Source organism: Geodermatophilus sp. DSM 45219, assembly GCF_900104025.1.
In the GTDB taxonomy this organism is placed as follows: Bacteria; Actinomycetota; Actinomycetes; order Mycobacteriales; family Geodermatophilaceae; genus Geodermatophilus.
On sequence record NZ_FNIQ01000003.1, the window covers coordinates 546,689 to 560,206 of the forward strand.

Sequence of the window (13,518 nt, forward strand, 5' to 3'; positions counted from 1 at the left end):
CCTCCGCGGCATCGGTCGGCGGGGCCGGGAGGCAGCAGCTCACCGCTGCAGGAGCGCCGGTCTGCAGCCGTGCTCACCAGCAGGGCGGGGAAGGGCCCTCGGTCCGCAGGTCCGGCGCCCGGCGGGGCACCACGCGATCCGGCCGGGGCCGACGCACGATCCCGGGGTGGCACGGCCCGAACGGAGCCGCCGCCCGAGGAGAGGAGCACCTCGCACATGCCCGGACGGCGTCGGCGGACGACGAGCCGCTCGACCAGCACCACCCGCACCGCGACGACGACCCGCCGGAAGGCGCCGGCCCGCCGCACTGCGACGCCGACGCCCGAGCGGCCGGTCGCCGGGCCGGGGGAGCGGGTGTGGGTGCTCGCCGTCCCCTTCCGGGCGCCGGCGCCGGGCGCCCAGTGGCGGGCGGACCTGCAGGCCCACGTGTGGGTCGGCCGCGAGCTGCCGCCGGAGCTGGCCGCCTACGACCCGCCGCCGTACACCCTCGAGCGGTTCCTCGAGGACGAGCTCAACGACACCCCGCGGCCGGTGCCGCCGGGCCGGCCGCTGGTGCCGCGCGAGGAGCAGGCGACCGGCGCGGAGGCGGTGGTCGCCTCGGCTGCCGCGGGCCACCGCGTCTTCCTGCTGGGCGACGACCCGGGCGTGGGCAAGACGGGGACCGCCGTCCTGGCCGCGCGGGAGGTGTGCGAGATGCGCGGCGGGACGCGGGTACTGGTCGTCGCCGACCGCCCGGCGGCCATCACCATCCCGCACTGGACCCGCTCGATCGCCGGCTTCGGCGACGGCGGGCTGCGCTGGTGCGTCACCACCTGGGACCGGCTGGCGAAGGTGGCGGAGCTGCGGTTCGACGTCGTCATCGCCGACGAGGCGCACATGGTCCGGCACACGACCACGCAGCGGTGGAAGCACTGGAAGGCCGTCTCCGGCGGCGGCCGGAGCAAGGACGTGCCGTTCGTCGTCGCCGCCACCGCCACCCCGGCACACACGCCCCTGGAGCTGCCCTACCTCGCGCCGCAGTTGGCGCAGCGGCACGGGGAGCCGCTGCGCGCCTGGGCGGACCTCCCGGCGAAGCTCGCCGAGCACGGGTTCCACGTGGAACGAGGCCGCTACGGGTGGGCGTGGACCGAGGACGCCGACGCCCGCCGTGCCGACCTCGCCCGGCTGCAGGGCTGGCTGGCCGCCGGCGACCCGCCCGCGACGCTGCACCGCCCTGCCCCGTGGGGCGCGGTGTCGGTCACCGGGACGCCGGTCGCCCTGACCCCGGCCGAGCAGGCCGCCTACGAGTCCGGGTGGCAGGAGTTCCGCGCCGAGATGCAGCTGGCCCGCAGGGCCCGGCAGACCGCGCGCGGCCGGGCCGCGCTGCTGCGGTTCCGGCAGAAGGCAGGCCTGATCCGCGCCCAGGCCACCGTCGACTGGGTGAAGGCGCAGGTGGAGGCCGAGCGGCAGGTCGCGGTGTCGGTGGAGTTCGTGGAGACGGCGGCCGACCCGATCCGCGAGGCGCTGCTGGACTCCGGGATCGCGGTGGCGGGCATCTACGGCCGCGACCGGTTCGACGTCGAGGCCGAGCGGCTGCGCTTCCAGTCCGGGGAGGCACCGGTGTGCGTGTTCACCGTGACCGCCTCGATCAGCCTGCACGCGGGGGAGCTGCTGCCCGGTGGCGGGACCGCCTCGACGGCGCCGCGGGTCGGGCTGTTCCACCAGCCGCGCTTCTCCGGCATCCAGGCCCGCCAGGTGACCGGCCGCACGCACCGCGACGGCCAGGTCTCGCCGTGGCGGGTCGCGTTCGCCGCGGACACCGTGGAGGAGCACGTGGCGCGGGTGATGGTCGAGCGGCTGGCGGTCAGCGGCTCCGCCGCCGGTGCGGACACCTCGGCCCTGCAGGAGATCGCCGAGCTGCTCGACGCCGACTGGCTGCCTCCGGTCGCCCTCACCGACTGAGTCGCACCCCGCGCCGTACTCCGTGATCCCCCTCCTCCTCCCGAGTTGATCATGGGGTTGTTGCTCGACCGCGCGCCGTCGACCGCGCGCCCGACGGCGACAACCCCATGATCGACTCCAGTGGGGGCGCTCGCTCCGAGGGGCGCCCGGAGAGCTCAGCCGAGCGCCGCGGCGATGCTGGCCGTCCCGGCCAGGGCCGACAGCGTCAGCCCGGCCGCCCGGAACAGGCGGACGTCGAGCAGGTGGAACAGCCGGCGGCCCGCCACGTGGCCGACGACCGCCGCCACCAGCAGCACCAGCACCACCTCGGGCCGGAGGGCCTGTCCGGCCCGCCCCGAGGCCGTGAGCACCGCGGCGCCGATCAGGTTGAGGGCGAGGAACAGCGCCGCGAGGGTGTCGCGCATCTCCGCCGGGGCCACCTGCCGCCGCTCGAGCCAGAGCACCAGCGGCGGCCCGTTGGTGCTGGTCGTGGTGGTGAGCAGGCCGGCGACCAGCCCCACGACCAGCGTGGCCCACCGGGACGGCCCCGTCCGGCCGGGGACCGGGCGCCGCAGGACCTGCAGCGCCACGGCGGCGAGCACGCCGACACCCACCGCGAGCTGCAACGCCGTCTTGCTGACGACGGCGAGCACCAGCACACCGGCCACGATCCCGGGCACGGCGGCGAGGGTCACCACGCGGACGTCGGTCCACCGGACGGCCGGCCTCGAGCCGCGGCGCACGAGCAGCAGGAGCAGGGTCGTGGTCGTGGCGAGCACCATCAGCGTGGTCACCGCCTCGGTGGGGGCGAGCACGGCCACGAGAGCGGGCCCGGCGATGAGCGCCAGCCCGAACCCGGCGGCGGCCTGCACGGTCGCGCCCACCAGGACGGCGAGGGACGCGAGCAGCACACCGGCCATCCTGTCGCACGGCCCGGGTGCACCTGGAGCAGCCGGACGGCGCGCTCAGGCGGGGCAGAGCCAGTCGTCGGAGGTCTCCGCGCGCAGGTCGCCCGCGGACCCCGGCGACGGGAACGGCTGCCGGAAGGTAAAGGCCGCCGGCGTCGGGCCGTGGGCCCGCAGCAGCCGCACCCGCTCCTCGGCGTCCTCCGTCGTCGGGAGCGAACCGGCGGGCACCCACCACAGCGCGGTCGTCGCCTCGGCCGCCCGCTCGAACCACGTGCGGCGCCGCCGCATGACCTCGAGGTGCCGGCCGCCGAACACGTAGCCGGCGAGCGCCTCGACGTCCCGCCAGACGGTCAGGTTGACGATGACGCCGTGGCTGCCGCCGGCGTCCCACCCGAAGGCGCGGACGGCGGTGGCGTTGCCGTCCTCGGTCTGCAGCCGCCAGACGAAGCCGGGGGCGCGGTCGGCCTCGGCGTTGACCTCGTCCAGCGCGGCCATGAAGTCGGCCAGCAGCGGGCTGTCCAGCGGGGCGAGCAGCCGGGAGACGTTGACCTGGGCGAGGTGGTGGTCCACGGCGCGGACCCTACGGGCGGCGCCGGTCAGGGGACGAGCACCGCGCGGCCCACGACGCGGCCGGCGCGCAGGTCGTCGAGCACCCGCGCGGCGTCGGCCAGCGGGTGCTCGGTGACCGTGGTGACCAGCCGCCCGCGGGCGGCCAGGTCGAGAGCGGCGACCAGTTCCGCGCGCCGGTTGCCGACCGAGGTGACGATCCGCTGCTCGGGCACGACCATCGCCAGCGGGTGGATCTCGACCCGGTCGGAGGAGTACCCGACGTAGACCAGCGTGCCCCGCTTGCCGAGGGCGGCGAGCGCGGCGGCGCTGGTCTCCTTCGTGCCGACGAGCTCGAACACCACGTCGGCCCCGCGGTCGCCGGTGGCGTGCCGGACGGCGGCGGCGACGTCCTGCTCCGATGCGTCCACCGTGACCGCGGCACCGAGCGAGCGGGCCAGCGCCAGCCGCTGCGCGCTGCGGGCCACCGCGGTCACCCGGGCCCCGGCCTCCCGCAGCACCTGCACGAGGGCCAGCCCGACCCCGCCGACGCCGTAGACCACCGCCTCCGTGCCGGCCGTGACGCCGGCGACCTCGACGGCGTGCAGCGCCGTCGTCCCGCTGCAGCAGAGCGTCGCCGCGGTCGGCAGGTCCACCCCGTCGGGGACGGGCACGACCGACGAGGCCGGGACGGCGAGCTGCTCGGCGAACCCGCCGTCGCTGGCGAAGGCCAGGAAGCCCAGCGGCGCGTCGCAGAGGTGGTCGTCCCCGGCCGTGCACCAGCGGCACCGGTGGCAGGCGTGCAGGTAGTGGACGGCGACCCGGTCGCCCACCGCCACGCCGCCGACCCCCTCGCCGAGCTCGGCCACCACCCCGGCGACCTCGTGGCCGAGGGTGATCGGCGTCCGGGCCGGCGTGAGCAGCCCGTCGAGGAAGTGCAGCTCGGTGCCGCAGACCCCCGCCGCGGCGACGTCCAGCAGCACCTCGCCCGGGCCCGGCCGCGGGCGGTCGACGTCCTCGACCACGAGGGGCTCCCCGGCCCCGGAGAAACGGACAGCACGCACGGGACGGCCTCCCTACGCCGGCATGACCCGGACAGGTTCGAACGGTCGGCGGCCCCAGCCGCCCTCTCAGCCCGCTGGGTGCGGGCTCCCGTGATCAGCGGCCCGGACGCTACCCGCCCGGGCGGTGTTACGTTCGGGGAGCACGTGGCACGGGGTGTCCCCCTCGGGGACTGAGAGCACACCCGTCGAACCTGCTCCAGTTCGTACTGGCGAAGGGATGTCACCGGCATGCCGGCCGTCGACCTGCGCGCCGCCCGCGCGGCGCTGCGCGCACGCACCCCCCTGGTGCACTGCCTGACCAACACGGTGGTGCAGACGATCACCGCCAACGCCCTGCTCGCGGCCGGTGCCGCCCCGGCGATGGTCGACGCCCCGGAGGAGGCCGGCGACTTCGCCGCCGTCGCCTCCGCGGTGCTGGTCAACGTGGGCACCGTGCACGCCCGCACCGCCGAGGCGATGCGGCTGGCCGCCCGCTCGGCGGGCGCGGCCGGGACGCCGTGGGTCCTGGACCCCGTCGCCGTCGGCGGCCTGGTCTACCGCACCGAGCTGGCCACCGAGCTGGTCGGGCTGCGGCCGACCGTCGTCCGCGGCAACGCCTCGGAGGTGATGGCGCTGACCGGCGCGGGCGCCGGCGGCCGGGGCGTGGACAGCACCGACAGTGCCGACGACGCCGCCAAGGCCGCTGCCGAGCTCGCGGCGCGCACCGGCGGTGTCGTGGCGGTCAGCGGCGAGGTCGACCTGGTCACCGACGGGCGGCGGACCGTCCGCGTCGGCGGGGGATCGGCGCTGCTGACGCGCACCACCGGTGCAGGGTGCGCGCTCGGCGCCCTCGTCGCCGCCTACGTCGCGGCCACCGGGGACGCGCTGACCGGCACCGTGGCCGCACACGCGCACGTCGCCGTCGCCGCCGAGCGGGCCGCACGGGTGGCCTCCGGCCCGGGCACCTTCGCGCCCGCCTGGCTCGACGCGCTGGACGCCGTCGACGCCGAGGCCCTGGCCGCGGCGGACCTCCGATGAGTCGCGCGTTCGACCCGACCCTCTACCTGGTCACCGACACCGCGCTGTCCCGCCCGCGGCCGGTCGCCGACGTCGTCCGCGCCGCGGTGGCCGGCGGCGTCACCACCGTGCAGGTGCGGGACAAGACCGCCTCCCGCCGCGAGCTGCTCGAGCTCACCCGCGCGGTGCAGGCGGCGCTCGCCGACCGTCCGGACGTCGTCCTGTGGGTCAACGACGCCGTCGACGTCGCCCTGCTGGCCGGCGCGGACGGCGTCCACCTCGGCCAGGACGACCTGCCCCCGGCCGAGGTGCGCGCCCTGCTGGGGGCCGACCGGCTGCTCGGGTTCAGCGTCTCCTCCGTTGCCGAGCTGGACGTCGCCCGGGCCCTGCCGGCCGGCACCGTCGACGTGGTGGGCATCGGCCCGGTGTGGACCACGCCGACGAAGCCGGACGCCGGGAGGGCGCTGGGCCCGGAGGGCGTCCGCGCGCTGGCCGCCGAGGCGCGTGCCGCCGGCTTCACCACCGTCGCGATCGGCGGGATCGACGCGGGCCGGGCCGGCGAGGTGGCGGCGACCGGGGTGGACGGCGTCTGCGTCGTCTCGGCGCTGTGCACCGCCGATGACCCGGCCGCCGCGGCCCGCCGGCTGCGCGCGGCGATCGAGGGGGTGCGGGTGTGAGCGGGGTGCCGACAGCCCTGACCGTCGCCGGCAGCGACCCGAGCGGCGGGGCCGGCATCCAGGCCGACCTCAAGACCTTCAGCGCGCTCGGCGTCTACGGGACGGCGGTGCTCACCGCGCTGACCGCGCAGAACACCCGCGGGGTCACCGGGGTCCACGGCGTCCCGCCGGGGTTCGTCGCCGAGCAGCTGGCGACGCTGTTCGCCGACGTCGAGGTGCACGCCACCAAGCTCGGCATGCTGGGTACCGCAGACGTGGTGCGCGCCGTCGCCGCCGCGCTCGCCGACCGCCCGGCCGGCCCGGTCGTGTGCGACCCGGTGATGGTGGCGACCAGCGGGGACCGGCTCATCGACGACGCCGCGGTCGACGCCGTCCGCACCGACCTGCTGCCACTGGCCGACCTGGTGACGCCGAACGTCCCCGAGGCCGCCGTCCTGCTCGACGCGCCGCCGGCCACCGACGTCGGCCAGCTGTCCGGGCAGGCCACCGCGCTCCTGGCGCTCGGCCCCCGTGCGGTGCTGCTCAAGGGCGGCCACCTGGGCGGCGAGGAGAGCGTCGACGTGCTGGCCACCGCGGACGGCGTGACGGTCACCCGGCGCCCGCGGGTGGACACCACCTCGACGCACGGCACCGGCTGCACGCTGTCCTCCGCGCTCGCCGCGCTGGCCGCCCGGCGCCGCACCGACGACTGGACGCAGCTGGTCGACCCCGCCCGGGACTACCTGCAGCGTGCGCTGGCCGCCGGGAGCAGCCTGGGCGTCGGGTCCGGCCACGGCCCCGTGCACCACTTCGCCGGCATCTGGAGGGTGTGACCTGCCGTGATCGTCGGCAGGTGGTCACCTGACACGCCGAGGCGGCCAGCCACCCGCCGATGATCACGGGGGAGTCGGGGTCAGGGGGCGGGCTCCTCCCCGTCGGCCGTCGTGATCGGGACGCGGGTGGCGCCGTCCCCGTTCGGGGTCGCGCCGGCGAAGCGGCGCAGCAGCGCGGCGATGTCGACGCCGGTCAGGTCGCCGGACAGCTGCAGTCCCTGCGCCACGTTGGCCGCGACCGAGCGGCCCAGCGAGCCCGCGCCGTCGGCGGAGATGACGGTCATCTTGTCCACGCCGGCCAGCGGGGCCGCGGCGGCCTGCACGACCTCGGGCAGCACCTTGACCAGCATCTCCAGGACCGCCGCCTCGCCGTACTTGGCGAATGCCTCCGAGCGGGCGTCCAGCGCCTCCGCCTCGGCCTGACCGCGGGCCAGGATCGCGGCCGCCTCGGCCGAGCCCTCGCGCTCGACGGCGTCGGCGATCGCCTGCCGGCGCAGCTTCTCGGCCTCACCGCGCTTGGCGCCCTCCACCGCCTCGGCCTCGGCCAGCGCCGACCGCCGCGCCCGCTCGCCCTCGCCGGAGAGCCGGGCCTGCTCCGCGGAGGCCTGCGCGGCGGCGATCGTCGCCTGCCGCTGGGCCTCGGCGTCGAGGATGGCGGCGTTCTTGCGCGCCTCGGCCTCCTGCTCGACCTTGTACCGCTGCGCGTCGGCGGGACGGCGCACCTGCGTGTCCAGCTGCCGCTCGGTCAGCGCCGCGGTCCGGACGGCGACCTTTTCCTGCTCGGTGAGGATCGCCTGGTCCTGCGCGGCCTGGGCCAGCGGTCCGGCCGCGGCCGCACGGGCGGTGGCGGCGTCGGTCTCGGCGGTGATCTCGGCCTGCCGGAGCGCGAGCTGGCGCTGGGCGACCGCGATCGCCTCGTCGGCGAGCAGCTGCTCCTGCTGGGCGGCCTGCCGCGCGCGGGCCTCGGCGATCGACGCCTCCTTGAGCACCCGGGCGGCCTCGGGGCGGCCCAGGTCGGCCAGGTAGCTGCCCTCGGCCTGGATGTCCTGCAGCTGGAAGGTGTCGAGCACCAGGCCCTGACCGGTGAGCGAGGACTCGGCCTCCTCGGCGACGGCGGAGGCGAAGGCGGCCCGGTCGCGGATGATCTCCTCGATCGTCAGCCGGCCCACGATCGACCGCAGGGCACCGGCGAGCACCTCCGAGGTGAAGGTGTCGATGCCCTCCTGCTGGTTGAGGAAGCGCTGCGCGGCGGCACGGACGGAGTCCTCGCTGCCGCCGACCTTGACGATGGCCACACCCTCCAGGTCGCACTTGACGCCCTGCTTGGACACCGCGCCGCGGATGCCCACCGGGATGCGCCGGCTCGACAGGTCCAGGGTGTGCAGCTTCTGCACGACCGGGAGCACGAAGACGCTCGCGCCCATGACGACCTTCTGCCCGGAGGCGTCCCGCGACGTGATCCCCGACGCGCTGGTCACCTCGCGGCCCTGCCGGCCGGTGACGATGAAGGCCTGGTTCGGCCCGGCGACCTTGATCCGGGACAGCACGAACAGCACGAGCAGGAGCACCAGGGCGGCGATGCCGCCGAGGGCGATGAGCAGGGTCGGGTCCACGGTCAGGTGCCTCCGGTCTCGGGCAGGGGGTGGGGCGCGGTCGAGACGACGTGGACGGCGGTCTCGCTGAGCGCCTCGACGACGTACACGGGTGTGCCGGCGGGCAGCGGGGTGTCGCTGCGCGCCGCGAACTTGATCTGCTGGCCGGCGAGGACCAGGCGGACCTCGCCGTAGCCCGGGTGGGGCACGGCGGAGACGACGACGCCCTGGGTGCCGGCCAGGTGGTGGCGGGTGAGGGTCTCGGCGGTGGGCATGTCGCGCAGCCCGCGGGACAGCCGCACCGCGGCCCAGGCCAGCGGGACGGCGAGGACCAGCCCGGCGACCACCGCCAGCCCGGCCCGGCCGCCGTCCGCCATCCCCTCGGGCAGGACCGACGCGGCCGCGGCGCCGCCGAAGCCGACACCACCGAGGATCGCGGCGACCGCCGGGACGGAGAACGGGCCGTCGGCGTCGCCGAGGTCGCCGAGGTCGCCGATCTCCCCGACGACCAGGGAGAGCACGAGGACGCCCAGGCCGAGCGCACCCACGACGAGGAAGACCGCCTCCACGCTGTCCCTCCCCGTCGGTGTCCTGCGACGCAGACTCCCAGCTCCTGCCCGGGATGATCAACGACTTCCTGTACCGGGGCGTCCGCACCTCACCCCTGAGGAGGACGGGCGACCATGGGGGAGCCGGCGAGGACGACGAGGAGGTGGGGCGTGCAGCGGGAGGCGAGCATCCTGCACCTGGACCTCGACGCCTTCTTCGCCGCGGTCGAGCAGCGCGACAAGCCCTCGCTGCGCGGGCGGCCGGTGGTCGTCGGCGGCACGGGCGGCCGCGGGGTGGTGGCGACGGCGTCCTACGAGGCCCGCGCCTACGGGGCCCGCTCGGCGATGTCGACCGCCGAGGCGCGGCGGCGCTGCCCGTCGGGGACGGCGTTCCTCGGCGGCCGGTTCGCCGCCTACCGCCGTACCTCCGACGTGGTGATGGCGCTGCTGCGCGAGGTGTCCCCGCTGGTCGAGCCGGTGTCGATCGACGAGGCCTACGTGGACCTCGCGGCCGGCCCGGCGCACGACCTGTCGGTGGACGGCGTCACCGCACTGGCCCGGGACCTCAAGGAGCGGATCGCCGCGGCCACCGGCGGGGTGACCGGGTCGATCGGCATCGGCAGCTCCAAGCTCATGGCCAAGATCGGCTCGGACCTCGACAAGCCTGACGGGCTGGTCGTCGTCCCCCCGGGGCGCGAGCTCGAGGTGCTGCACCCCCTGCCGGTGACCCGGCTGGGCGGGGTGGGGCCGGCGACCGCCGAGCGGCTGCACCAGGTGGGCGTGAAGACCGTCGGGGACCTCGCCGCCAAGTCGCTGCCCGACCTCGTGGCGCTGGCCGGCCGGGCGCACGGCACGGGGCTGTACGCGCTGGCCCGGGCCGAGGACGACCGGCCGGTGGTCGCCGAGCGGGAGGCCAAGTCGATCTCGCAGGAGGAGACCTTCGCCCGGGACCTCACCGACCTGGCGGTGCTCGGCCGGTACGTCGAGAGCATGGCCGCGCGGGTCGGCGCCCGGCTGCGCGCCGCCGCCCTGTCGGGGCGCACCGTGACCCTCAAGCTGCGCCGCTACGACTTCACCACGCTCACCCGCTCGCAGACGCTGCCCCAGCCGACCGACGACCCGCGGGTGATCGCCTCGATCGCGCACCGGCTGCTCGCCGAGGCCGGCACGCAGGGCGGGCTGCGGCTGCTGGGGGTCGGCGTCTCGGGGCTGTCGCTGTACGCCCAGGGCGACCTGTTCGCGGTGGACGACGACCCGCAGCCGGACGAGGCGGTCGAGGACGAGCCGGCCGAGGAGGTGCCGGAGCCGGTGACCGCCGAGTCGCGGTGGTGGCCGGGCCAGGACGTGCGGCACGACGAGCTCGGCGCCGGGTGGGTGTGGGGCCGGGGGCTGGGCCGGGTCACGGTGCGCTTCGAGGGCCCGCGCACCCCGCCCGGCCCGGTGCGCACGCTGGCCGCCGGCGACCCCGCGCTGCACCCCGCGGAGCCACCGGAATGGCGCGCCGACGCGGGCTGACCCGTCAGCGGGCCGCGCCACACTGGGGCCATGGCGAGCTGGGCAGAGGTCGCCGCGGAGGTCCCCGACCTGGCGGCGCGGGTGCGGTCGGCGTTCGCGGCGGGCCGGCACGCGACCGTGGCGACGCTGCGGGCCGACGGGTCGCCGCGGATCAGCGGCATCGAGGTCGAGTTCGGCGACGACGGCGAGCTGCGGATCGGCTCCATGGCCGGCGCCCGCAAGGTCGACGACCTGCGCCGCGACCCCCGCTTCGCGCTGCACGGCCCGACCGCCGACCCGGGGGAGGACGGTGCGAACTGGCCGGGGGAGGCCAAGGTCGCCGGCCGGGCGGTGGAGACGCGCCGGCAGGACGACGGCGCGTCCGTGTTCCGGCTCGACCTCGTCGAGGTGGTGTGGACGGGGCTGACCGACGACCGGTCGGCGCTGCGGATCCTCTCCTGGCACCCCGGCCGCGGCCTCGAGGACCGCACCCGGACCTGACCGCCACCCGGGCACGCCGGAGCCCGGCCGCACACCCGGCCGGGCCGGCGGGTCAGCGCGCCAGCGCGATCCACCCCGTGACCGTGAGGTCCTGGTCCACCCGGACGACGACCCGCACGCCTGCGCGGGTGACCAGGTGGGCCGAGTACCAGCCGGTGGGGTCGACCTCGACCCGGTCGACGACGGCATCCGGGTGGTCGACCAGGGCCACGGTGGCCACCTGGACGGCGACGTCCACGGACAGGTCGGGCTCGAGGCGCACCAGAGGTCGCGTCCGCAGCCAGAGGATCCTGCACTCGGTCGTGCTGGCAGCCATGGCGGCCTCCTGTCGTCCGGCGGTCCCCGCTGGGCCGCTCGGATGCCGACCCTGGGGTGCGCACCTGTGGAGATGCTGGGTGCCAGGTGCCGGTTCCCTCGGGATCCGCACGGGTCGGCGAGGATGGGGCCATGGTCGAGCAGAGCGCGTGGGTGCGGATGACCCAGCAGGACCCCGGCCACTCGGCCGCCTACGTCCAGCGGTTCCGGGACCTCGCGGCGCAGGGCTTCGACCTCGCCGGCGAGGCGCGGCTGGTCGACGCGATGCTGCCGCGCGGCTCCCGGGTGCTGGACGCCGGCTGCGGCCCGGGCCGGACCGGCGGCTGGCTGGCCCGCGCCGGGCACTCCGTCGTCGGGGTGGACGTCGACCCCGTGCTGATCGCTGCCGCGGAGGAGGACCACCCCGGGCCGCGGTGGCTCGTCGGGGACCTCGCCGAGCTGGACCTGCCCGCGCTGGGCATCACCGAGCCCTTCGACGTCGTGGTCTCCGCCGGGAACGTGATGGCCTTCCTGGCGCCGGGCACGCGGGTCGCCGTCCTGCGGCGGCTGCGCGCCCACGTCGCGCCCGACGGGCGGGCGGTGGTCGGCTTCGGCGCCGGCCGCGGCTACGCCTTCGACGAGTTCCGGGACGACGCCCGCGCGGCCGGCTGGGCCGAGGACCTGCTGCTGTCGACCTGGGACCTGCGCCCGTTCACGCCGAAGTCCGACTTCCTGGTCGCCGTCCTGCGCCCCGCCTGACCGAGGACCGCCCCGCCCCGCTCCGCCGCGCTGACCCGCCGTGATCATGGGGGTCTTGCCGCCTACCGCAACGAGTCGCCGCGTGTCACGTGCGACACCGCCATGATCAACTCAGGGAGGGGTCGGCGGTCAGCGGTCGCCCGCGCCGAGTGCGAGGGTCAGCTCCAGCACCGCCTGCGGGTCCTCCAGGCGGTCGCCGTAGAGGTCGCGCAGCTGGCCCATGCGGTAGCGGACGGTCTGCGGGTGCACGAACAGCTCGGCGGCGACCTTCTCCCGCCGGCCGTGGTGCAGCAGCCACGAGCGCAGCGTCTCCACCAGCTTCTCCCGCGGACCGGGGCCCAGCCCGTCGAGCGGGGCGAGCACCTGTGCGCGCAGGTCGGCCAGCGCCTCGCCGTCGGCACGCAGCACCAGCTCGGCCAGCCGCAGCTCGGTGTCCACCGGCAGCTCGCCGTCGGGGTGCAGGTCCAGCTGCAGCGCCCGCAGGGCCCGCGAGTAGGAGGACCGGGCCTGCTGCCAGGGCCGGGGCGGGCCGACGACGGCCTGCCGCCCGGTCAGCGCCCGGAGCAGCTGGGTGCGGGCGTAGCCGTCGGCGTCCGGCACCAGCAGCACCGCCCGCTCGGTCCCGGACTCCGGGCCGGGCAGCTCCTCGCCGGCCTGCAGGGTGCGGACGTCGAGCACCCCGAGCGCCCCGCGGGCGCGGTCCTCCGGCAGCAGGACGGCGGTCAGCGTGCGGGGCGGCGTCCAGTCCGCGCGCTCCGCGGCGGTGGTGAGGTCGTACGGGGGCGCGCCGGTGAGCAGCAGCTCGGCCAGCCGCTCCAGGTGCCGCCGGCGCAGCCGCCCGCTGCTGTCGAGGTGGTCGGCGTGCCCGGAGGCGCTGGCGGCCGACAGCTGGTCGATGTAGGCGAACACCAGCTCGGCGAAACGGGCCAGCGACCCGGCGGGCATGCCGGCCGCCACCGCCGTCTCGCTCATGTGCCGCCAGGCCACCCGGGCGCCCACCCGGTAGGCGGCCAGCAGCGCGTCCATGGTGCGGCCGGTGCGCGCCTCGCCGCGACCGAGCAGGTAGGCGCCCTCCAGGGCCGGGCCGATGGGCCGGCTGGGGTCCGCGCCCCCCGCCGAGGTGGCGAGCTCCAGGAACCCGCCCAGGGCCAGCTGGACGGCGTTCTCGATCTTGCGGCCCATGGGCCCGGTGAACGCCTCGGCGTAGCTGGGCACCTCGACGACGATCGCCGCGACGGTCTGCCCGGCCACGGCCGGCAGCTCGGCGAGCATCGCGGTGGCGACCTCGGGGGGGAAGGTGTCCTGCTCCGGTGCCACCGGTCCGCCGCCTCTCCGCGTGGTTTGTTCGCAGGGGACAGTATGCCGCCCCAGGTTCACGTCCAGAGCGCAAGTGATCACCCGCCAGAG

14 protein-coding genes and 2 riboswitches are annotated in these 13,518 nt (G+C 76.7%); of the genes, 7 read left to right on the plus strand and 7 right to left on the minus strand.

What is annotated here, in order from left to right; genetic code table 11:
* The first annotated feature begins 216 nt into the window (after window positions 1-216).
* A complete protein-coding gene (locus BLR12_RS11670) occupies window positions 217-1,941 on the plus strand; it encodes a DEAD/DEAH box helicase (protein ID WP_091377830.1) in 1,725 nt (574 codons plus the stop codon).
* 155 nt (window positions 1,942-2,096) lie between these two features.
* Here BLR12_RS11670 and BLR12_RS11675 read toward each other — a convergent pair whose 3' ends face one another.
* The 3 genes from BLR12_RS11675 to BLR12_RS11685 are packed head-to-tail and all read right to left on the minus strand — an operon-like array spanning window position 2,097 to window position 4,438.
* Window positions 2,097-2,831 carry a sulfite exporter TauE/SafE family protein gene (locus tag BLR12_RS11675; RefSeq protein ID WP_176832469.1) on the minus strand — a complete coding sequence of 245 codons (735 nt, stop codon included), beginning with the start codon at window positions 2,829-2,831 and terminating at the stop codon, window positions 2,097-2,099.
* 54 nt (window positions 2,832-2,885) lie between these two features.
* Window positions 2,886-3,398, minus strand: coding sequence for a DUF3291 domain-containing protein (locus tag BLR12_RS11680; RefSeq protein WP_091377837.1), 513 nt, complete (start codon window positions 3,396-3,398; stop codon window positions 2,886-2,888).
* Between the two features lie 26 nt (window positions 3,399-3,424).
* On the minus strand, window positions 3,425-4,438 hold the full coding sequence (locus BLR12_RS11685; RefSeq protein WP_091377840.1) for an alcohol dehydrogenase catalytic domain-containing protein: 1,014 nt from the start codon (window positions 4,436-4,438) through the stop codon (window positions 3,425-3,427).
* 7 nt (window positions 4,439-4,445) lie between these two features.
* Window positions 4,446-4,532, minus strand: a riboswitch (TPP riboswitch).
* Between the two features lie 46 nt (window positions 4,533-4,578).
* Window positions 4,579-4,673, plus strand: a riboswitch (TPP riboswitch).
* Between BLR12_RS11685 and thiM the strand changes: the two genes are divergently transcribed.
* The 3 genes from thiM (at window position 4,667) to thiD (ending at window position 6,923) form a co-directional block, all read left to right on the plus strand.
* Window positions 4,667-5,455 carry a hydroxyethylthiazole kinase gene (gene thiM, locus BLR12_RS11690; RefSeq protein ID WP_091377841.1) on the plus strand — a complete coding sequence of 263 codons (789 nt, stop codon included), beginning with the start codon at window positions 4,667-4,669 and terminating at the stop codon, window positions 5,453-5,455. (Overlaps the previous riboswitch by 7 nt.)
* A complete protein-coding gene (gene thiE, locus BLR12_RS11695) occupies window positions 5,452-6,111 on the plus strand; it encodes a thiamine phosphate synthase (RefSeq protein WP_091377844.1) in 660 nt (219 codons plus the stop codon). Before thiM ends, thiE begins: the two co-directional genes overlap by 4 nt.
* Before the next feature lie 5 nt (window positions 6,112-6,116).
* Window positions 6,117-6,923 carry a bifunctional hydroxymethylpyrimidine kinase/phosphomethylpyrimidine kinase gene (thiD, locus tag BLR12_RS11700; protein ID WP_304440646.1) on the plus strand — a complete coding sequence of 269 codons (807 nt, stop codon included), beginning with the start codon at window positions 6,117-6,119 and terminating at the stop codon, window positions 6,921-6,923.
* Between the two features lie 80 nt (window positions 6,924-7,003).
* Here thiD and BLR12_RS11705 read toward each other — a convergent pair whose 3' ends face one another.
* Complete coding sequence (locus BLR12_RS11705) at window positions 7,004-8,536, minus strand: flotillin family protein (protein ID WP_091377848.1); 1,533 nt, start codon at window positions 8,534-8,536, stop codon at window positions 7,004-7,006.
* Between the two features lie 2 nt (window positions 8,537-8,538).
* Window positions 8,539-9,084 carry an NfeD family protein gene (locus tag BLR12_RS11710; protein ID WP_218120631.1) on the minus strand — a complete coding sequence of 182 codons (546 nt, stop codon included), beginning with the start codon at window positions 9,082-9,084 and terminating at the stop codon, window positions 8,539-8,541.
* A 150-nt stretch (window positions 9,085-9,234) separates the two neighbouring features.
* Between BLR12_RS11710 and BLR12_RS11715 the strand changes: the two genes are divergently transcribed.
* Entirely contained in the window at window positions 9,235-10,578 is a 1,344-nt protein-coding gene (locus tag BLR12_RS11715) for a DNA polymerase IV (RefSeq protein ID WP_091377854.1), read from the plus strand.
* 30 nt (window positions 10,579-10,608) lie between these two features.
* The gene (locus BLR12_RS11720) at window positions 10,609-11,058 is read left to right on the plus strand and encodes a pyridoxamine 5'-phosphate oxidase family protein (RefSeq protein WP_091377857.1); all 450 of its coding nucleotides are present in this window, start codon (window positions 10,609-10,611) and stop codon (window positions 11,056-11,058) included.
* 52 nt (window positions 11,059-11,110) lie between these two features.
* Here BLR12_RS11720 and BLR12_RS11725 read toward each other — a convergent pair whose 3' ends face one another.
* Complete coding sequence (locus tag BLR12_RS11725; RefSeq protein WP_091377860.1) at window positions 11,111-11,374, minus strand: hypothetical protein; 264 nt, start codon at window positions 11,372-11,374, stop codon at window positions 11,111-11,113.
* 131 nt (window positions 11,375-11,505) lie between these two features.
* Here BLR12_RS11725 and BLR12_RS11730 point away from each other — a divergent pair, with 131 nt between their 5' ends.
* Window positions 11,506-12,111, plus strand: coding sequence for a class I SAM-dependent methyltransferase (locus BLR12_RS11730; protein WP_091377863.1), 606 nt, complete (start codon window positions 11,506-11,508; stop codon window positions 12,109-12,111).
* Between the two features lie 129 nt (window positions 12,112-12,240).
* Here the strand turns inward: BLR12_RS11730 and BLR12_RS11735 are convergent, their stop codons facing one another.
* Window positions 12,241-13,428, minus strand: a complete 1,188-nt coding sequence (locus BLR12_RS11735; RefSeq protein ID WP_091377866.1) for a PucR family transcriptional regulator — start codon at window positions 13,426-13,428, stop codon at window positions 12,241-12,243.
* Between the last annotated feature and the right edge of the window lie 90 nt (window positions 13,429-13,518).

Excerpts from the sequence above, each read along its gene's own strand:
- BLR12_RS11670 (WP_091377830.1), top strand. The coding sequence starts at position 217 with ATGCCCGGACGGCGTCGGCGGACGACGAGCCGCTCGACCAGCACCACC.
- thiM (WP_091377841.1), top strand. The coding sequence starts at position 4,667 with ATGCCGGCCGTCGACCTGCGCGCCGCCCGCGCGGCGCTGCGCGCACGC.
- BLR12_RS11725 (WP_091377860.1), bottom strand. The coding sequence starts at position 11,374 with ATGGCTGCCAGCACGACCGAGTGCAGGATCCTCTGGCTGCGGACGCGA.
- BLR12_RS11730 (WP_091377863.1), top strand. The coding sequence starts at position 11,506 with ATGGTCGAGCAGAGCGCGTGGGTGCGGATGACCCAGCAGGACCCCGGC.
- thiE (WP_091377844.1), top strand. The coding sequence starts at position 5,452 with ATGAGTCGCGCGTTCGACCCGACCCTCTACCTGGTCACCGACACCGCG.
- BLR12_RS11720 (WP_091377857.1), top strand. The coding sequence starts at position 10,609 with ATGGCGAGCTGGGCAGAGGTCGCCGCGGAGGTCCCCGACCTGGCGGCG.